The following is a 19,566-nucleotide window of genomic DNA, read 5'->3' on the forward strand; positions in this document are numbered from 1 at the left end:
TTTTTTTTTTCAAAGCAGAGGGCGGCATACGATTTACTTGATGGTGCCTGGAGTTAAGCGGTGTGCTCTTCCGAGGAGGGGGATGGGGGGGAGGGGGGGGATGGGGGGGATGAGGGGGAATAATAATTGCTTGCTTTTTCATCTCCCCCTACTCCCCCCACTCCCTCATCTCCCCCTACTCCCCCCACTCCCCCTACTCCCCCCACTCCCCCTACTCCCCCCACTCCCCCTACTCCCCCCACTCCCCCATCTCCCCCCACTCCCTCATCTTTCCCACCATGTACTTAAAAACTCTAAACCTTCGACAATTTCGCAATTATCAAGACCAGAAGGTTGAGTTTACTGCTGCCAAAACAATTTTGGTAGGTAATAACGCTCAGGGAAAGTCGAATTTATTAGAGGCGGTGGAGTTGCTGGCGACATTGCGATCGCACCGAATGGCCCGCGATCGCGATTTGGTTCAAGAAGGGGAAGCCATAGCCCAAATTAATGCCACCCTTGAGCGACAAACAGGTGTTAGTGACCTTACCTTAACCCTCCGCCGGAATGGTCGCCGTAGTGTTGCTGTCAATGGTGAATCCATCCGCCGTCAAATGGACTTTCTCGGCGTTCTCAATGCAGTTCAATTTTCCAGCCTGGATTTAGAACTAGTACGCGGCAACCCGGAAGGTCGCCGCAACTGGTTAGATACACTTTTAATTCAACTTGAACCAGTTTATGCTCATATTTTGCAGCAGTATAACCATGTGTTACGGCAGCGCAATGCTTTTTTAAAACGCCATGTAGAGACGTTGGATGCAATATCTTTGCACTCAGAACTGGCGGTGTGGGATGCACAGTTAGCGACCACAGGAACCAGGGTAATTAGACGACGCGATCGCGCCATACAAAGATTAGCTCCCATTGCTAGTGCTTGGCACGCCAGTATTAGCGGTAGTACAGAAGTTTTGCAAATCAATTACTTGCCTAATATTCCTTTAGAGGATAACCATCCAGAAGAAGTGCAGCAAGCTTTTTTCGCAAAAATCCAGCAGCGAGCTGTTGCCCAAATGCACCAAGGCACTACCCTTGTCGGCCCCCATCGCGACGAAGTAGAATTAACCATTAACCAGACACCCGCTCGTCAATACGGTTCTCAAGGTCAACAACGAACACTAGTTCTAGCGTTAAAATTAGCAGAGTTACAATTAATAGAAGAAGTCGTCAAAGAGCCACCATTGCTATTACTTGATGATGTTCTTGCCGAACTAGATTTATCCCGTCAAAATCAATTGCTTAATGCCATTCAAGACCGCTTTCAAACCGTGATTACTACTACTCATTTGGGTTCTTTCGATTCCCAATGGCTGAAATCCTCACAAATTCTTTTAGTGAAAGCAGGAGAATTAATTCGACCGTAACTTAGTACAATATTTCATAAATTCGTAGCGAATTCTCTCTGCGTTCCTACCCTGCGGGAAGGCGTTCGCGTAGCGTCTCGTAGAGAAGCGCCTATGCGCTTCCCTTTGCGCCCCTCTGCGTTTAAATTTAAACCCTCAATTGGCCAAGATTTTACGCAAAGCTGTACTTAGTCCACGGAGGTGGACAACGCTAGTGTAGTAGCGAATTCTATTCGCCCAATACTTTTCAAACAACCTCTTAGTTTTTCTTGGGTATAAAATTAACAAAAACATCCTGAATTTTGACTCCTAAACTCTGTTTGATATTAGGATAATGTCGTCATTATGAACTATTATGATGTTTTTCTAACCTTTTAAAAACGTTGAGAACTAAAAAAGTCAGCAAAGAACCGATTAATCCTAACTGCCATAAACCAGAGCCAGCAGCAGATCCCAATGCAGCCGAAACCCAAATAGCTGCTGCTGAGGTGAGTCCGTGAATTTCAAGTCGCTGTGATTCTTGAGAAGATTGGCGCACAATTTCTCCAGCACCGAGGAATCCTACACCAGCTGCAATCCCCTGAATCACACGGCTAAGTGCATCAGCACTGGTCTGCTGTCCTCCTGTTTGCATGATTATCAAGATAAACATGGCTGAACCTAAACTCACCAGCATATGAGTTCTTAAACCGGCTGGTTTATGCCTAATTTGGCGTTCCAAGCCGATAATTGCTCCAACAAGCAATGCAATACATAGCCGGAAGCTGATATTCAGCCAATCATTTGTTGCAAGGTAGTAAGTGTTTGGCAATGCTTAGTCTGATGAAAAATTATATATACTAGGTTAACTGCTAATTTTTTTATAAAATTGGTACAAAACTATTTTAATCTTTTCTGCGGGAAATTAGTGTTTTCTATGGTGAAAATTAATTTTCAGTAAGATATTATTCTAGTCAGTAAATCAAAGTTTGCATTGTGATTGGGCAAACAACGTGACTTTTAATTTGATTAAATAATTTTTGAGCTATTCAAAATGGCTGAATTAGAGAATTCTACCTGAAATTGCTAGATTGAACCCATACACTCAATAATTAAATATAGTACCGCCATGTACAACTCGCTCAAAGAATTAACAAAGTTTGGGGGTTTAATTCCCCTGCCTAACAAGGGCAGCACGAATTGAAGCCTAAGCTAAATTCCCGTTACAAAACGTAATTGCGAATGGGCGTGCTGAGTGACCTCATAGATAAATCTAGGGGATTGAAATAAAGATGCTTTCAACTAACAAATTGAGTGGATAAACTCTACTGGCTAGACCAAATTAAACTACAAGACCGGGCGAAAGTAGGTGACAAAGCGTTTTACTTAAGTAGAATCATGCAGCTTGGCTATCCGGTGGTGCCTGGTTTTGTAGTTTCGGCAGAAATTTTGCGGCAATTTCTCGAAAATCTCAACAGTTCAGAGTCATTAGTGGCTGACTTACCCCATTCTTCCTTACACCTGGATGTCACTAATTGGCGTCAACTTCAGCAGGTGGCTGGTCGCTTGCGCCAGGAAATTCTGACTGCAACTGTACCTGAGCAGTGGGTGAGTACAATTTTCCAAGCAGCTAGAGAATGGCAAATTGGCTGTTTAATTTTTCGACCTACCTTGGCAATATCCAATCCTACCCCAAGCACGAAGAATATATCTGGGTTGCTGGAGTCGGTATTTTGCCAGTGCGAACCCGAAGCGATCGCACTGGGCTTAAAGCGTACCTGGAGCCAGATATTTCGTGCCAGAAGTTTATTATATTGGCAGCACTCAGGGATTAATCTGCAACAAATTAATCTCGCAGTTTTGGTGCAACCGGTTGAAAATGCGATCGCCAGTGGCTTGCTCACAGCCAACTCTTCTCGGTGGGAAATTGAAGCTACTTGGGGATTAGGAATTGCGATCGCTCTTGGCGAAGTACAACCAGATGTCTACTACATTCAACCGGAAACTGAAGTTGTGCTTGAGCAACATCTGGGCAATAAAATGCTGGCTTATGGTGTTGATCATGGAGCTTTTTTGCAACCCGTGCCCAAATCCGTGCTAACACCAGATCACACTTGTCTGATTACCTACATACTTCAGGAAGCCCAACAAAAACAGTACGCTTTAGAAAAAGAATACTTACAACAAATAATTGCTCTGGGAAGTCAACTGGTGAGTGAACTAGGTAAAACCTTTACCATTAAATGGACTCTCACTCAACAAACCACATCTGGTAAGCTCCAGATCACACAAATCAGTTCTTCCCAATCAACTCCCCACATACACTTTATTCGGGGATTAGGGGCAGCAGGGGGACGTGTTGTAGCCACTGCCCTGGTAATTATGAATCCGCAACAAAAACCCGAAGAAATACCCAAGGGAGTGATTTTAGTAGTACCAACGATTACACCTGATTGGTTGCCATTACTGCAACAAGTTGGTGGTATTATCACAGAACATGGGGGATTAACTAGCCACGCAGCAATTCTTGCTAGAGAATTAGGTATCACAGCAGTAGTCAACGCAACATCTGCCACAACTTTAATCCAAACTGGCGAACGACTGCTGCTTGATGGCGACAGAGGAGAAGTTTATCGGATCCAAGGAGACTCAAAGGAGGAATCGGAGAGAGGAAGAGAAGAAAATCTTTTTTTCCCCCATCGCCCTAACCCGAAACTGCCCCATCCTGCCGTTACGTCTCATTTACCTATGATTGCTACTCAACTGCTGGTTAACTTGAGTCAGTCTACTTTAATAGAACAAGTACAAAGTTTGCCTGTGGATGGGGTGGGATTGTTGCGCTCAGAATTGATGGTACTAAATATATTAGACGGGCAACATCCCAATAGTTGGATTTTAGGCGGGCGACAGGCAGAATTATTAGAGCTATGGACTGAGCAGATTATGCACTTTGCACGTGCTTTTGTACCAAGACCAGTTTTTTATCGTTCTTTAGATTGGCGATCGCCGGATTTACCATCATTGAGTGATAGTTTAGAATCTTCGCCACAGTCGATGTTAGGTGAACGCGGCACCTTTAGCTATTTACGAAATCCCGCAGTATTTCAACTAGAACTGCAAGCTTTAAAGAATGTACAGCAAGCTGGCTACACCAACATCAACTTACTGTTACCTTTTGTGCGGACTGTAGAAGAATTTATCTTTTGCCGTCGCCAAGTTGAACAAGCTCTTTTAACCGAGGTAGCGCAGTTTCAATTGTGGATGATGGCAGAAGTGCCAAGCGTCCTATTTTTACTGCCAGAATATGTCAAAGCAGGTGCAGCTGGAATTTCTATTGGTACAAATGACCTGACCCAATTATTGCTCGGAGTGGATCGAGAACAAGGAGAGCTAGTAAAAGTATTTAATGAACGTCATCCAGCAGTTATGAGTGCGATCGCTCAACTGATCCAGATGGCTCAAAGTGCTGGTATCCCTTGTTCAATCTGTGGTCAAGCACCAGCCCTCTATCCGGAAATTATTGATCGGTTAGTGGAATGGGGTATAACTTCCATTTCCGTTGAACCGGAAGCAGTAGAGAGAACATATCAAGCGATCGCTCGTGCTGAACAACGCATAATTTTAGCAGCAGCACGACACAAAATTCATTAGCAGGACTTACGCAAAAATTCCTAAAAAGCTTAATTTATCGAACCGCTTTCTCTTCTTAGGCTGACGCCAACGCGCAGCGTAAGAAGAGAAGAGCGCCGAGAATTCGTAGAGTAGACCTCTTGCAAAAGTCCCTAACACCCCACCCCGGTTTTGTCTAAAGCCAAAACCTCCCGTCCCCGTGAACGGGGACGGGACTGAGAGGTGGGGTAAAATGACTGTGGAATCAGCTTTCTGACTTAAGTTGACACCAATGATTTATCCCCCCAACTCTCCAATTTATCGCTACCGTGTATACACAAGTCGGCAGACCTCTCCCCAAACCCCTCTCCGAAGCACAGAGGGGCTTTGAAGATTGGCTTTAGTTGCATCTTTCTTTTGATAGGCAATATTCTTGAACCTCCCATGACTTCTAGTCACGAGTGTGCGGCTTGCAGAAATCAAATGTTTGGTGTGTCAGAGTTTGGGCTTCCTGAGTTTATCCCTATTTTGCTATTTGTTTGGCTAAGACCTAAAGTGACTCGTTTCATAATCCAGTACAAACCTGCAAGTATCACAAAGGTGATAGCAATAATTACCAGGGGTTGTTTCCCAAGAATTTCTTCTATTCCTTTGGTAAGTACGGCATCGGGTTGAGTAATAAAATCCCAACTGTTGAAACGCAAAAACCGCCCCCAATATACACCAATAGCACACAAAAAATGAGTAATCAACTCAACTCGCCAAATCCATTGGCTCTTGCCAATGCGATGTAAGTAGTATCCCCAATTAATTAACGATATTACATAAGCTTCAAATCCACTGAGAATTACTAACAAATATACAGGAATGAGTACCAAAGTAATCATCCACACCGATTGGATAGTGCGGATATCATCTATCAGGTGAATTACATCAGTCAACAAATATGGTGCATTTGGTAAGAACGCATAAAAAACTAAGAATCCTAACCACCAAAGCCAAGAGGTACCACGCCGAAAGCGAAATAGCCATACACTCAAAGCTAAAGGTATAAAAGCCAGGAATAAATTCCAAGTCATCCACTTCATATTAATTTGCAAGACCTGCACAACTCTGGCTATCAATTCTTCTTTCATAGATGCTAACTCAGAAGATCTTTGATTGATCTAGACTTACTGTGTAGTGTTAATATTAACCTCTCTACAAGAGGCTACGCCAACATTGCCCAATTTTGCAAATTAGATTATTCTCGCTTGCTACAATACTTATTCATTTTGTTCACTAAGGTATCTGACTGCTTGCCAATAGTTTCAGCGGCTGTCAGTGTTGAATCAATTTCGGTTCTAGCCTTTTGAATTCTTTCTCTACCAGATACCGAGGCTTGTGCTGTCTTGGTCACACCAAGCGCCCTACCAGCCTTAGCGATCGCTTGACTAAGATTCTGAAAAATCTTCACAAAACCGCTTTGAAATTCTTGCAGCGTCGGATCTGTTAAATTCAGTTCCTTAATCGATTTAGTCACAAATTCTAAATCTTTAGAGAGTTGGATACTGGTTATCACTTGCGTTCCTTTATTTTTCTCAATCAGTGATGTTCCTTCATTCACAACTCGAACCAATTGCTGGCACTGGGAAACTTTAGTTTGGCTGCAACTAGTAATGAACAAAGCAATGCCCAAGGTAACAGGAGCAATAACAGTATATTTATGTGAAACAAACATGAACACCCCAAGAGCAATAAAATCGAGAATATCGTATCCAATATTATCAGGACTTACACAAGTGACACAGATAATGTCGAAAAGGGAATGATCGCTTGATAAGTCTTGAAGGTTTGTAGTAAGCAGAAAGCGTGCTTAGAAAATAAGGACTAAAGTCCTGACTACGAACTTGCTTACCCATTAGACATAGGAGTGAAAAAAATGTAGAGACGTAGCACTGCTACGTCTCTACAAGGGTTTTGGGTAACGCATATTTAATTTCACCAGATGTCTAAAATAATTAGGACTTACGCAAAATAATGAAAAAACGAACCGCATAGACGCAAAGCGGCTTCCCCCAGGGTAGGGCGCAAAGGACACAAAGGAATAAGAGTTTCAGAGGGTTATTGTGTAAGTCCTAAGATGATTTCAACTTAACTTAACTTTGTAGTGCGATCGCAAATCAACTGAGTTCAGCAATTTGCCAAGCTTTTTGGTAGAGTATTCTAGAAAATCCACATAACAAGAATAGGCGAACGCTCATTGCAATTGCCAGTTTATTGCTCAAAATCTAGAATGCAGCTGCTATGATCAAACGGCTCCTTGTGGTAGAATCTCCCGGAAAAGTTAAAAAACTCAGTCAAATTCTGGGTTCGGATTGGAAAGTTCTAGCCAGTTGTGGTCACATTCGAGAACTCAGCAATGAAGGGGACGATTCCTTGGGCTTCGTCATGGACGGCAGTAATGTCCGGTGCAATTACGTCCCACGTGACCAACGAGCGAAAGAAACAATCCAGAAGTTAAAGTCTGCGGTTAGGGAGGTTGATGAAGTTGTCTTAGCAACTGACCCAGACCGGGAAGGTGAGACAATCGCTTGGCATCTGAAAGAAACCCTAGGTCTCAGGGAACCGAAACGAGTAATTTATACTGAAATTACACCATCTGCGGTGCAGAGTGCGATCGCTAATCCTAGAAAGCTAGACCAAAATTTGATTGGTGCTGGATTGTGCCGAGATTGCCTAGATAAGTTGGTGGGTTATAAGGGTAGCCCTTTAGTTTGGGCATTGAATAATGGCGCTAAGAGTGTTGGCAGAGTCCAAAGCGCCACGTTGCATTTGATTTGTCAGCGAGAAAACGAAATTCTGGTTTTTGTACCCCAAGATTACTGGAGTGTCTGGGTAGATTATGCTGAAGGATTTCGGGCTTTTTACAAAGGGACGGTCGATTCTGCAAAAGATGCACCAGAGCAAGAAACTGAAACTAATGATGATGCCAAGGTGGGTAATAGCACAGAAACACCAGAGTCTAAGCGCGTTCTTTCCGAAGCAGAGGCTACACGTTTAGTTGAAGAAGCACGGCGACATCCTCATCAGGTGATTCATTTTGAAGGAAAAATCGTTAACCGCCAGCCACCTCCACCATTTACAACCTCCAGTCTTCAGCAAGCAGCCGGTTCCAAGTTGAGGTTTGCTCCCGACAAAACCATGATTGTCGCCCAAAAGCTCTATGAGGCAGGGTTAATCACATATATGCGAACAGACTCAGTGATGCTGAGTCTAGAATTTTGTGCCAGCGCCCGTAAATGGTTGGAGCAAAATGATCCGCAGAATGTACCGCCGCAAGTTGCCAAGCATCGTAGTAGCAAATCGGCTCAAGAAGCACATGAAGCGATTCGTCCAACAGATGTATTTCGTCCCTCAGTTCAATTGCGTTCTGAACTTCCTGATGATGAGTTTAATCTGTACGTGATGATTTGGAAACGGTCAATTGCCTCTGGGTGTCGTGCTGCTCAATTGCGTAAAACTTTGGTGATTACTCAGTCTGGTTCCTTACTGTGGTCAGCGAGAGGGCAAGTAATTGAATTTTACGGTTATGCCCGGTACTGGAACAATCTCAGCAAGGATAGTGTTTTACCTTCATTACAACAGGGACAAGCATTGAAACTGGAGAATGCTGGACATGAAAAGAAGCAGACGCAGCCACCACCCCGTTATAGCGAACCCAAATTAGTGCAACTGATGGAACGTAAAGGAATTGGTCGCCCAAGTACTTATGCTCCGACTGTTGCTACTTTAAAAAAACGAAACTATGTCGAGTTGAAAAAAGACCATCTGCAACCGACAGCGTTAGGGTTAGAAGTTGATGCGTTTTTGCTCAAAGCACTGCCTGATTTATTAGAGGCAGAATTCACAGCGAAAATGGAAGATGCTCTTGATGCAATTTCCGAAGGAAAAAACTCTTGGCAGCATTATTTAACTAGTTGGAATCAGAATTACTTTCTACCAGCGCTTTCCAAAGCTAAAACTGTAGTTGCCAGTTGCCCAACAGGTAAAGCTAATGTGATAACTGAGCGCAAATATGAAACTTCCAAAACGCGATGCCCTGAATGCAACAATTTTCTCGCCAAAATTCCGAGTAGTAAGGTCAAAAAGAAATATTTTTTAAAATGCACAAAAGGTTGTGAAAATGTCGTGCTGTTTTGGAGTGACTTTAATAAAACTTGGCAGCCACCAAGAACGAAAGCAGTTCAGCCTGAAAATCAACAAAAGCCTCCCGTGAAGATGACGGCATATCCCTGCCCAGTATGTAAGAAACCTCTAGAGGAGTACAGTTACATCAAAGATGGTCAGAGCAAGACAATGTTGCGATGTAGTTACTCACAATCGGGTAAAGACACCAAACATCAAGATGTGGCTTATTTCAGTACGCAAAAAGGGTGGTGGAGTCCTAAGTTTGGGGAGATATCAAAAACTTAACTAAAGCATATTGACCGCAGTAAGTACGTTAGTGCCACAAAAGTCAAGTATGTTAAGAAACGTAAATAAGCTTAAAACCTTTACTAATGACAAATGACCAATTGACTTAGGACAGCCTTAGCCAGTTAACTTTAATTGCGCCAACCTACTTATAAGGGTTTGAGATGACAGAGAAATGGCTTTCGATCGTCGGCATTGGAGAAGATGGATTACAGGGGTTAAGCGCGATCGCTCGTTCTCTAGTTGATCAAGCTAAAGTAATTGTGGGAGGCGATCGCCATTTAGCAATGCTCCCTACAGATGACCAACGTGAGAAACTAGTCTGGACATCTCCCATTAGCACTTCAGTTGAGGAAATTATCCAGCGTCGCGGCGAATCAATCTGCATACTAGCAAGCGGCGATCCGATGTGTTATGGCATTGGTGTCACCTTAATGGGACGAATTCCCCTCTCTGAAATGACCATTATCCCCGCACCTTCAACCTTCAGCCTCGCCTGCGCCAGAGTTGGATGGTCTTTAACTGAGGTGGAAACCTTGAGTTTAAATGGTCGTCCATCCTCGCTACTCCAGTCTTACATTTATCCCAAAGCGCGGCTGTTGATTTTGAGTGAAGGGAAGGACACACCCGCCATTGTTGCCGAAATTTTGACAAATCACGGCTATGGTGGCAGCCAAATCACCGTATTGGAGCGTATGGGTGGCGCTCATGAAAGAATTGTGGAAGGTACGGCTGCATCTTGGAGTGAAACTGAAATTGCGGCTTTAAATGCGATCGCAGTTGATTGTATTGCCGATGCTGGGGTTATTTCTTTACCAAGATTACCAGGATTACCAGATAGCGCGTATAACCACGATGGACAGTTAACGAAGCGTGAAGTTAGGGCAATTACTCTGGCAGCTTTAGCACCCACACCGGGAGAATTATTGTGGGATGTGGGTGCGGGTTGTGGCTCAATTTCTATTGAATGGATGCGGAGTCATCCTCGGTGTCGGGCGATCGCGATCGAACAAAATTCTTCTAGACTACTATATATTGCCGATAATGCTGCCACTCTCGGTACTCCCAATCTGCAAATCATTGAAGGTAAAGCACCCCATGCCCTGAAAGATTTGCCTACACCAGATGCCATTTTTATTGGTGGTGGAGTAACAGCAACGGGACTTTTTGATGTTTGCTGGGAAGCACTGCGATCGGGTGGGCGTTTGGTGGCAAATGTCGTGACGGTAGAGGGTGAGCAAACTTTATTTCAATGGCATGAACGAGTCGGTGGTGATTTAACTCGTATTGCCATTCAACGGGCTGAACCTATTGGTAAATTTTTTGGCTGGCGAGCAATGGCATCGGTGACACAATGGGTAGTTGTGAAGTCTGAAAAACTCAATGGTTAATGTATGGGTGCGATCGCTTTTGTAATTTGGTTATAGCTCAATACGCTTGGGTTAAGCATTTCTTTCTTCTCTTTCTTTGCGTCCAACTCTTACGAGACGCACTCGCGTTGGCGTCCTTCTCCCTTGGCGCTAGCCTCTCCCTTTGGGAGAAGGGGAGACGCACTCGCGTTTGCGGTTCGTTAAAAAAATTGACTTTGGCAAAGAGTTTTAGCCTTAACTGAACTGTATTAGGTCATAGATTATTTGCTTGAAAAATCTGTTGAGCAGTTAAATTTAATTCTGGAAATGTGGGCGATTCTATGCGGTCTGTACCTCTAAATTGTTTGCTACGATATTCACCCTCATTATTTAAAGAGTAAATTGTGAGTGTTGGCTGTTTGGGGTCGCCTATCAATAGCTTACTACCCAAAGCAGCATAATCTACAATCCAATATTCTTTAATACCCATTTCTTCATAATCGGCAAACTTTTTGTGATAATCATCACGCCAGTTAGTACTAACTACTTCAATCACTAATGGTATTGAATCAGGGTTACTGACAGTTGATTCTTTTTTCCATTGTGGTTCATTTACTAAATTGGTTAAATTCAATAAAGGAATATCTGGAAAATAACCCGATTTTTCACTTACAGGTTTTACTAAGACTGTTTTTGGAATGCCGTAATTAACTTTAAGACGGTTGCATTCAACCATTAGAACTTTTACTAAAAACGCGATAATCTCCTCATGTTCACCTGTCGGTAAAGGCATTTGAATAATGTCTCCATCATACAATTCGTAGCGAATATTGTCTTTTTGAGCTTGTAAAAACTCCACAAATTCATCGAATGTAACTAGCTTTTGTAGTGCTTGAGTCATGGTTGCTAACGTCCTAGTTTAATTGTTCGCGTTCATGTTTGGTTTTCATTTTATTCAATAGAGAATATTCAAGAAGCAATAGAACTTTACCTAAAGCCATTGGAGGATCAAGTTACTTTCCATCCTCCAGTATTAATGTAGACTCAGCCAATCGCCCAAATTCTTCTGGTGCATATTGCAGGTGAACTTGGGCGCCAGTCCAAGAAAATGTACCAGGGGTAACAGAACGGACTAAGTAATGCAAACTATAAACTCCTGGTTCCAAGTGGCCGGCGTAGGCGATAATGCGTAGGCATCGTTCCTTTCAATTCTTCGCACTTTAATTACAATGTGATTGCCATAAATCATTAAAAATAGAAAAGTAGGTTCATTGTCAAGTTATGAAACTTAAAGTTGTATTAGAACCCAGTGACGAAGGCGGATACACCGTCCATGTTCCCTCACTTCCTGGCTGTATCAGTGAAGGAGAAACTGTGGAAGAAGCATTAGAGAATATCCAAGAAGCAATAGAACTTTACCTTGAACCATTGGAAGATGAATTGATTACTCAAGAAGGCGTAATTGTCAGGGAATTGGTACTGTGAGCAAAGTTCCCAATTTACCCTATACTCAGATTATCGCTGCTTTAGAACGGGATGGATGGATAGTTGTACGCCAGCGAGGTAGTCACATTAGATTGGAAAAAAGCATACCGGATGAAGTCTTGAAATTGACTGTTCCGGCTCATCGGTCAGTTAAGCGTTCTACCCTAGCCAAGATTTTAAAACAGGCTCGTATAGACTTGGAAAGATTTTTAGATTTGTTGTAGTCAAAGAAAGATGGCATAAATAATTACTTTCCATCCTCCAATATTAATGTAGACTCAGCAGTACGCCCAAATTCTTCTGGTGCATATTGTAGGTGAACTTGGGCACCAGGCCAAGAAAATGTCCCAGGAGTAACAGAACGGACTAAGTAGTGGAGACTATAAACTCCTGGTTCCAGGTGGTCGGAGTAGGCGATAATGCGATCGCGGTACACATTCCTAAAGCCAAGTTCCCAGCTATCGGCTTTTGCTTGTAATGCAGCTGTGGTAGTTTGAAAGCTTGCATCCACTGCCTCAAAACCTGCTGGTAGCGGATCTTTAATTACTATATGATCCACGGGGCGATCGGCGATGATTTCTAAACCAATATCAAATACCTGTCCAGAGGCTAAAGTCAAGGGTTTATCGAAAGCATAAAGACCTGTTTTTTGTAAAACTTTCTCTTCATTTCCTTGACTAATTTCTCGTGTTATGCGTAATCCATTAAATCTCCCTGGTTGATTGCCCTGCAAGCGATAATTATAACTAACCAGATAGTGCAAAGTCCCGTTACCTGATTTTTGCAGGGTTAAATCATGACGACCACGAGGTAATTGATTCATCGGCACATTTAGTTTTAAACTAGAATTTTGATAGCCATTAAACCGATTTTCTCCTAACTTTTTACCAGCTAATTGCACTGTGGCTACAAAATTAGGCGGTGTGGGTTGTAGTTGGCTATATTCTATCAAAGCAGTTAATGCTTGAGCATTGTTATAGTTAGTTTCCCATGTACCATTCCGTCGCAATGCCAGAAGACTTTGGAATAACTTATCTATAACTTCAGGTTTACTCTGCTTGGCAATAAACAACCGTAAAGCTTGCGCTTGCGTCGTGGTAGATGAACTCATCCATCCCCAACTACGTGGTAAACTTACAACTGCTGTGCGACCAGTTTCATAGATATCCTGTTGCAGCTTATTCACTAATTGTTGAGATTCATCTTGCCATTCTGGGAATTGAGATAAGTATCGCGCTAGTTTAATTTGAGTTACTACATCAAAGTTATTGCGCTGTTGATAAATATCTGCAAGGAAAGTATTGCGCTTTTCACCTATTTCTGCTAGGGCAATTAAAGCATGAAGTTGCAGTTGTCTTTTACATAGTAGTTGTTTACAAAACTGATATTCCCCAGGGTTCGCCAGAACTTTTTGCAAATAAACTTTGAGGCGAGATAGCATTGCAGAATCGACTAAATTAGGGAACACCTGATTGGCTTTAGCCAAAGATTCACTCCCATAGGAAGAAACCCAAGGGTCAGATTTTTCTTGTCCTGGGAAAGCTGCAAAACCCCCATCGGCTATTTGGAGTTTTTGTAATTGTTCAATTGCTTGATTTGCTTGTTGTCTGGGATTAAAATCTGCAAAATTCTGACCATATTTTTGGGCAATTGTTTGCAGATTAGCAGCAATGATTAACTGACTTGCAGCAGGTTCTGTGAACGGTAAATCATCATCTTCTAAAACCTGCTTGGCTGGTGCTTGAATCTCCGTTATCAAAGTACTCGCCAACTGAATATCTAAACCTCCCGCATCAGGGAAGGTATTTTTATCGACATTCAGGGGAATCTTCACCTGTTTTTCAGTGACACCAGTTTCAACGACTTGTTCTGTAATTTCAATTGGCTTAATTTCCAAAGGAATTTCAAAAGCATCTGCGGCTGTACTATTTAGCTGAGTGGTAAAGCGAACTTTACCAATTCCCACACTATCTGCGACCATTGGAAAACGATAAGCGTGAGTTGCAGATTCAGCTTTGGTTTGCAAAGAAGTCGCTGTGGGATTTTTGTCAGCAAACTTCACAGTCCCGCGAAGTTCGGCATTAATTGAGAGATTTCCTGTGTTTCCAGTGTTGTTAGTTACAGATAAACCAGCGAGGATGCGATCGCCTGGACGGGCAAACTGTGGCAATATGGCATTAGTTAGCAGTGGCTTTGTAGTGATCAACGTTGCGTCCCCATTCCCGAAACGTAGATTTCCATCGGTAGCGACAGCCATCACTCGCCATGTAGTTAAGTCATCCGGGAGTTTAAAGGTTATCTGTGCATTACCATTAGCATCGCTGAGAACAGAACCGTTGTAGTAAGCTAAGGCTTGAAAATCGGTGCGAGTGCGAGTATTTGCAGCACTACTTGAGAAACCACCGCCATAACCCCAACCTTTGGGTTTAGCTACATCTTGTGGTTGTAATATAACATCCGGGCGATTATCGCTAAAGCGGGTAGAAATTGTCTGTTCTGCATAAACTGTATCTACCAAATCTGGTGGACGATAACCAGAAAGTTGTAACACCGCTTCATTTACCACCATGACTGTAAACTGTCCTTTGGTGGGGTTTCCTTGATTGTCTTTCAATTCTAGTTGTACTGTTTCCTCTGCACCAGGTTCTAATGATGCTTGCACTGGCTTAACTTGCAGTTTTAAATACTTATCTTCTAAGTTAACTTTAAAAGGTGTAAAACCAATCTTCACCAAGTTATCTAAACTTCCAGCTTCCACTTGATTTATGGGTTTACCTTGTCTGACTAAGACAGCTTCGATGGCTGCATTTGGCAACATTTCTGGCGTAACTTGAAACTGAATTTGTGGTGCGCCTCCCTGAACTTTGATCATTTGCTGATAAAGGGGTTTGTCTTTAATCACAGCAAAGTATAATTCTGCATCTGGATAGGGAGATTGAATGAGTGCAGTAGCCGTTTCACCTGTTTTGAACTCTTTTTTATCTAGCTTAACTTCTAACATATCTTTTTCTCTCGAACCCCAAAATACCGGATTTTCTCCAGTTGCCCAAATTTGTAAATCTGTGGCACTTAATTCGCTTTTTGCATCGCTAAAATTAACTCTAATTCGGTATGAACCAGATTCGGTTGCTGTTAAATTTACCGATTGGGGATTACTCGCAGATGTAATTTCTGCTTGTCCTACCGTTTTATATTCGACTTGATTTTTTGGTGTTCGGCTACCTTCCACTAACTGCGTGACGCTGCTGTATTTTATCTGTTGTAATTCCAGCCGTACCCGTTGACCTGTTATTGGTTTTCCTGTAGGGTCAGTAACAATCACTTCAATAGGAAAAGCCTTACCAGCATCAGCGATAAAATTACTTTTTAACCCGATAAGGCGATTACTTGGTAAGGCTGTAAAAGTTTTGGAATTGGCTACTGATAGATTAGATACATCTGCAACTTCCACATCTACCCGGTAAGTCATGGGATATGGCAAATCATCAGCCACGTTCACTGTTTGACTACTTTTACCATTAGCATCCAACTGCGCATTAGTTTGCAATACATCACTAGATATAGTCGGGGTTTCTTCCGGCCATAACCATTGCCTCCCAAAAGTGAATTCCTCCCAACCTTTGGGAATAAAATTAGCCTGTTGACGAGTAATAAAATATTTCGCTTCTCCACCTTCTACAGGTGCGCCAAACAAATAATTGCTGCTAGCATTAATATCAACTTTCTCGTCGATCAAAGCAAATTCTTTATTCAAATTGAGTTCGACCTTAAAGTTAGGTGGCTTAAACTCAGCAACCCGAAAGTCTCCAGAAATTTCTTGCCCATTCTTCCCCTTAGCCTGAATTGTATAGTAGCCTAAGCGCTGAGTAGTCTTAATTGGCAATTCCAGGGAAAATGTGCCAAATTCATTTGTAGTTTGCGTACCTAAATTGATCTTTTGTCCATCAGGATTTACCAAGGTTAATTGGTAAGCAGCATTTTTATCTTGCTGGATTGCACCATTTTGTAAAAAGTCTGCAAAACCAGTGAACCAAGCTTTTTCGCCTGGTTGATATAACTGTCTATCTGAGAAGATTACCCCGCGTGATTCTGGTTTACCATCTTGCCAACCTGCATCAATACCGTAGCCATAAACACCGCTATATTCTTCTGTTCTCACAAATGCCCAATCTTGATTTTCACGGGCAATAACTAATAACTCTGGCGATTTACTAAAGCTTTTATTCCCAGAATAACATTGCTGTAATCCTTCACGAACAATTCTCAAAAGTCCATTTTCATCAGTTTTACCTGTTGCACAAGGTACTGGTTCAGGGCGAGATTTTGCTTGTAATTTTGATTGATAAATTTCAATCACGCTATTTTTCACAGGCGAACCATCTGTAAGATGATTAACGCGAATTAACCCTGACTCAGGAAACCACTGAGTAAATACGCCCAAATTCGTTAATTCAACTAAGCCATAAGTCGTAGGTTCTCGCCAGAGTTCCTTACCATTCTCCTGATATTTATTAGTGCGGGCTTGCACTCCATAAGCTAACATCCCCGTAGCCGCATTTATTTTTTCCCGCAGAGGAACAGCAATATCAACTGATTGATTTTTCTTACCCGATACCTTAAAGCTTTGCCAGTCAGAAGGTTTTGGTAATAAATCACTACCATTATTAAAATAAACTAAATCTGTCGGTTGAACTACTCGATAAGCTGCTTTATATTTAGATTCTGGTAGATTTCCCGTACTAATATTTAGCTGTAAATCTTTACCTGTGGGGAAAATATTCAAATCTGACGGCACCCAAATATCCCCGGCTAAATCTCCAGTATCATATTTAAGTGTTACAGGTTTACCCAAAGTTTGTCCAAACTTATCTTTAAGATTTCCACCGATAGTAATTGTATAAGTTGTGGCAGGTTCTAGCGCGTAAGGGTTGATACCGACAATTTTGTCTTGATCATTGATTTGGATAATTCTCGAAATGGCTTTTGGTGTTGGATTAATGGTAATATTTTCTTTAGCTGAATCTGGCAGTAACACATTATTAAATTCTAGCTGCGGACTGCCTTTAAGAAATCTTCCAAAAGTTCCCCCTGCATCTGGCTGTCCGTAAAAGTTAAGATTCTGAAATGCCAAAGGCGAATAAGTTGCTAACTTAGTTGAAACTTCTTTCTCTGTAGATAAATTGCCATAAGCAGGGCGTATTCCAGGAGAAAATACCAGGCGATAACGAGTTGCTTTTTCGAGATTTTGCTGGGGAATCAGGTTATAAATCCAATTGCGTACCGAAGGGTCAAATTTTTCTAAAGGGTCTTCTTCATTTTTTAATGGTTTTTCTTCTTTGTTTAATTCGACTTTGAAGCGTACACCCTGATTCTTTCCTTCTGGAGTTAGTTGTAAATGTTCTTGTACAGAAGCTAAATCTAATTCGACATTAGAAGTAAACTGTAACTTCTGTTGTAAATCAATTGGTTCAATATCAGCTTTTTCAATGGGGTTAACACCAGGTAGATTAGTTAAATTGATCGATTCAGTATTGAAAGTCCAAGGTAAATCTTTATCTAAGCGATGATTTTTTAAATCGGCTAATCCTGCTTTGAGAGTGACTTGAAATCTTGTTGCTATTGGCAATGCTTTATCAGCTTGAAATCCCACCATGCGCGGTGTTAAAAAGCGAAATTGACCGGCTAAAGGCGGCCAAATAGCAAATTTTTGTAATAATTTTTGCTGTTCTGGACTGTCAAGACTTTCAACTGGAATTAAAGCTTCTTGAAAACGGATGCGGATTTGGTTGAGGGGTTTAGCATCCCCAATGGGACTTATTTGTTCAATCCAATCTGGTAATTTTGGTGGTGTGAGTGGGGATACTACTGGGAGTTGTTCTTTGGTTGAGTTGATACCAAATAAATTACACCCTGTCATTACTAGTATGAATGTAAATAGAAGAAGAAACTGTATTATTCTCTTGCGTCTTGAGGAATGTGCCATTTTTTTTAACGAACCGCCAAGGACGCCAAGGACGCAAAGGAAGAGATGGAGAATTTTATAGGGAGAATGGAGTAAAACTCTGATAATCATATTTTTAGTAATTAAAAATTCACAAATTTTAGCGAATAAAATAGGACTTAGGAAATAACTCTCTCAAACTCTTATTCCTTTGCGCCCTACCCTGCGGGAAGCCGCTTTGCGTCTATGCGGTTCGTTTTTTCATTATTTTGCATAAGTCCTATAAAAGTTTGCATTACTTGATTAATTTGGGAATGTCAAAACAATTCTTTTTCACCAGATGTCTAGTTATTTGTACCCATGCTTGAGGTTTAACTATGTTTATTTACATTGATAACTAACTCCGTATAATTGTTCCAAAAAATAACTACAATTCTTAACTATAAAGCAATAGGGTTCACAAAAGGGCTGAAACTCTTTTTTTTACGAACCACAGAGGCGCAGAGAACACAGAGAGAAGAGAGAAAGAGAAGGAGGAAATGCTTAACTGAACTGTATTGAACTATAAAGAAGTATTGAAATTTTGCAAACATTAATTGACATTTGCTAAGTGAGTAAAATTTAATTATTAAGGATTTGACATATTTCCTCATGTAGATGTAATGGCTGCGTCAAAATTAAGGTAGATTTTCTTGGGCAGGGAATTCCCTGATGAAACTCATTTTACGATCGCTACTCAAGATGAAGCGCACTAGCAAAGTTATCCTGGCTGTGCTGGTAATCTGTCTATTTGTACGCCTACTACCTTATTTTGCGCCTGTTCGTGCCGCAGATATTGCTCAAAATCAGTTGGCAATGCAATTTAGCGATCGCAATGGTTTACCATTAGGAACACTACTCACCCGTGACCAAGAGCATACATCAGTAGTACCACTAAATCAGGTTTCGCCCCAGTTTATCCATGCCATTTTAGCCGCCGAAGATGGTAGCTTTTACCATCATGGGGCGTTGGATATGAAAGCTATTATCCGCGCCACCAAAGAAGCCATCCACGCGAAAAGGATTGTTTCCGGTGCTTCCACCATTACCATGCAGTTGGCGCGGATGTTAGATTCACTGCCCCGCAGCTTCTCTGGTAAACTGAGTGAGATTTGGCTATCTTGGCGGTTAACAGCAGGGATGAATAAAGATGAAATTCTCTGTGCATATATCAATCGGCTGCCAATGGGAGGCAATATATATGGTGTGGAAGCAGCCGCACAGACTTATTTTTCCATCCCAGCTAGTGAATTGAATCTTGCTCAAGCTAGTTTGTTAGCTGCTATTCCCAATAATCCCACATACTTTAACCCTTATGAGCATTGGGAAC

At 41.9% G+C, this 19,566-nt stretch carries 14 protein-coding genes; 7 read left to right on the plus strand and 7 right to left on the minus strand.

The features are described from left to right. Positions 1 to 53 precede the first annotated feature (53 nt). Positions 54 to 242 carry a hypothetical protein gene (locus LC605_RS22745; protein WP_229549790.1) on the minus strand — a complete coding sequence of 63 codons (189 nt, stop codon included), beginning with the start codon at positions 240 to 242 and terminating at the stop codon, positions 54 to 56. A 36-nt stretch (positions 243 to 278) separates the two neighbouring features. Between LC605_RS22745 and recF the strand changes: the two genes are divergently transcribed. Continuing rightward, entirely contained in the window at positions 279 to 1,400 is a 1,122-nt protein-coding gene (gene recF, locus LC605_RS22750) for a DNA replication/repair protein RecF (protein WP_229549791.1), read from the plus strand. Between the two features lie 322 nt (positions 1,401 to 1,722). Here recF and LC605_RS22755 read toward each other — a convergent pair whose 3' ends face one another. After that, on the minus strand, positions 1,723 to 2,190 hold the full coding sequence (locus LC605_RS22755; RefSeq protein ID WP_229549792.1) for an MgtC/SapB family protein: 468 nt from the start codon (positions 2,188 to 2,190) through the stop codon (positions 1,723 to 1,725). 482 nt (positions 2,191 to 2,672) lie between these two features. Between LC605_RS22755 and LC605_RS22760 the strand changes: the two genes are divergently transcribed. Beyond that, complete coding sequence (locus LC605_RS22760; RefSeq protein ID WP_229549793.1) at positions 2,673 to 5,009, plus strand: putative PEP-binding protein; 2,337 nt, start codon at positions 2,673 to 2,675, stop codon at positions 5,007 to 5,009. A 437-nt stretch (positions 5,010 to 5,446) separates the two neighbouring features. On the opposite strand, the gene LC605_RS22765 is transcribed toward LC605_RS22760, so the two are convergent. Together LC605_RS22765 and LC605_RS22770 are read right to left on the minus strand one after the other, a co-directional pair. Beyond that, a complete protein-coding gene (locus LC605_RS22765) occupies positions 5,447 to 6,103 on the minus strand; it encodes a DUF1361 domain-containing protein (RefSeq protein ID WP_229549794.1) in 657 nt (218 codons plus the stop codon). Between the two features lie 107 nt (positions 6,104 to 6,210). After that, positions 6,211 to 6,687 (minus strand): hypothetical protein, encoded by a 477-nt coding sequence (locus tag LC605_RS22770; RefSeq protein WP_229549795.1) that lies wholly within the window; start codon positions 6,685 to 6,687, stop codon positions 6,211 to 6,213. A 566-nt stretch (positions 6,688 to 7,253) separates the two neighbouring features. Here LC605_RS22770 and topA point away from each other — a divergent pair. Both topA and cbiE read left to right on the plus strand, forming a co-directional pair. After that, positions 7,254 to 9,422, plus strand: coding sequence for a type I DNA topoisomerase (gene topA / locus LC605_RS22775; protein ID WP_229549796.1), 2,169 nt, complete (start codon positions 7,254 to 7,256; stop codon positions 9,420 to 9,422). Positions 9,423 to 9,586: 164 nt separating this feature from the next. Continuing rightward, positions 9,587 to 10,813 (plus strand): precorrin-6y C5,15-methyltransferase (decarboxylating) subunit CbiE, encoded by a 1,227-nt coding sequence (gene cbiE, locus LC605_RS22780; protein ID WP_229549797.1) that lies wholly within the window; start codon positions 9,587 to 9,589, stop codon positions 10,811 to 10,813. A 232-nt stretch (positions 10,814 to 11,045) separates the two neighbouring features. Here the strand turns inward: cbiE and LC605_RS22785 are convergent, their stop codons facing one another. Both LC605_RS22785 and LC605_RS22790 read right to left on the minus strand, forming a co-directional pair. Further along, positions 11,046 to 11,672 (minus strand): Uma2 family endonuclease, encoded by a 627-nt coding sequence (locus LC605_RS22785; protein ID WP_229549798.1) that lies wholly within the window; start codon positions 11,670 to 11,672, stop codon positions 11,046 to 11,048. A 112-nt stretch (positions 11,673 to 11,784) separates the two neighbouring features. Further along, positions 11,785 to 11,958 (minus strand): hypothetical protein, encoded by a 174-nt coding sequence (locus LC605_RS22790; protein ID WP_309143277.1) that lies wholly within the window; start codon positions 11,956 to 11,958, stop codon positions 11,785 to 11,787. A 94-nt stretch (positions 11,959 to 12,052) separates the two neighbouring features. Between LC605_RS22790 and LC605_RS22795 the strand changes: the two genes are divergently transcribed. Next, positions 12,053 to 12,256: a type II toxin-antitoxin system HicB family antitoxin gene (locus LC605_RS22795; RefSeq protein WP_109007161.1), complete on the plus strand. Its 204-nt coding sequence runs from the start codon at positions 12,053 to 12,055 to the stop codon at positions 12,254 to 12,256. Beyond that, positions 12,253 to 12,480 (plus strand): type II toxin-antitoxin system HicA family toxin, encoded by a 228-nt coding sequence (locus tag LC605_RS22800; protein ID WP_229549800.1) that lies wholly within the window; start codon positions 12,253 to 12,255, stop codon positions 12,478 to 12,480. The genes LC605_RS22795 and LC605_RS22800 overlap by 4 nt, the downstream gene beginning before the upstream one ends. A gap of 23 nt (positions 12,481 to 12,503) precedes the next feature. On the opposite strand, the gene LC605_RS22805 is transcribed toward LC605_RS22800, so the two are convergent. Next, positions 12,504 to 18,173 carry an alpha-2-macroglobulin gene (locus LC605_RS22805; RefSeq protein WP_229549801.1) on the minus strand — a complete coding sequence of 1,890 codons (5,670 nt, stop codon included), beginning with the start codon at positions 18,171 to 18,173 and terminating at the stop codon, positions 12,504 to 12,506. Between the two features lie 735 nt (positions 18,174 to 18,908). On the opposite strand from LC605_RS22805, the gene LC605_RS22810 reads away from it, so the two are divergent. Further along, the coding region (locus LC605_RS22810) for a transglycosylase domain-containing protein (RefSeq protein WP_229549802.1) at positions 18,909 to 19,566 on the plus strand (658 nt) is incomplete at its 3' end.

Source organism: Nostoc sp. CHAB 5836 (genome assembly GCF_020829445.1).
Taxonomy (GTDB): Bacteria; Cyanobacteriota; Cyanobacteriia; order Cyanobacteriales; family Nostocaceae; genus Nostoc.

What these genes read in the sequence shown, in the direction of transcription:
- recF (WP_229549791.1), top strand. Translation starts at nt 279, where the DNA reads ATGTACTTAAAAACTCTAAACCTTCGACAATTTCGCAATTATCAAGAC.
- LC605_RS22765 (WP_229549794.1), bottom strand. Translation starts at nt 6,103, where the DNA reads ATGAAAGAAGAATTGATAGCCAGAGTTGTGCAGGTCTTGCAAATTAAT.
- LC605_RS22770 (WP_229549795.1), bottom strand. Translation starts at nt 6,687, where the DNA reads ATGTTTGTTTCACATAAATATACTGTTATTGCTCCTGTTACCTTGGGC.
- topA (WP_229549796.1), top strand. Translation starts at nt 7,254, where the DNA reads ATGATCAAACGGCTCCTTGTGGTAGAATCTCCCGGAAAAGTTAAAAAA.
- cbiE (WP_229549797.1), top strand. Translation starts at nt 9,587, where the DNA reads ATGACAGAGAAATGGCTTTCGATCGTCGGCATTGGAGAAGATGGATTA.
- LC605_RS22785 (WP_229549798.1), bottom strand. Translation starts at nt 11,672, where the DNA reads ATGACTCAAGCACTACAAAAGCTAGTTACATTCGATGAATTTGTGGAG.
- LC605_RS22795 (WP_109007161.1), top strand. Translation starts at nt 12,053, where the DNA reads ATGAAACTTAAAGTTGTATTAGAACCCAGTGACGAAGGCGGATACACC.
- LC605_RS22805 (WP_229549801.1), bottom strand. Translation starts at nt 18,173, where the DNA reads ATGACAGGGTGTAATTTATTTGGTATCAACTCAACCAAAGAACAACTC.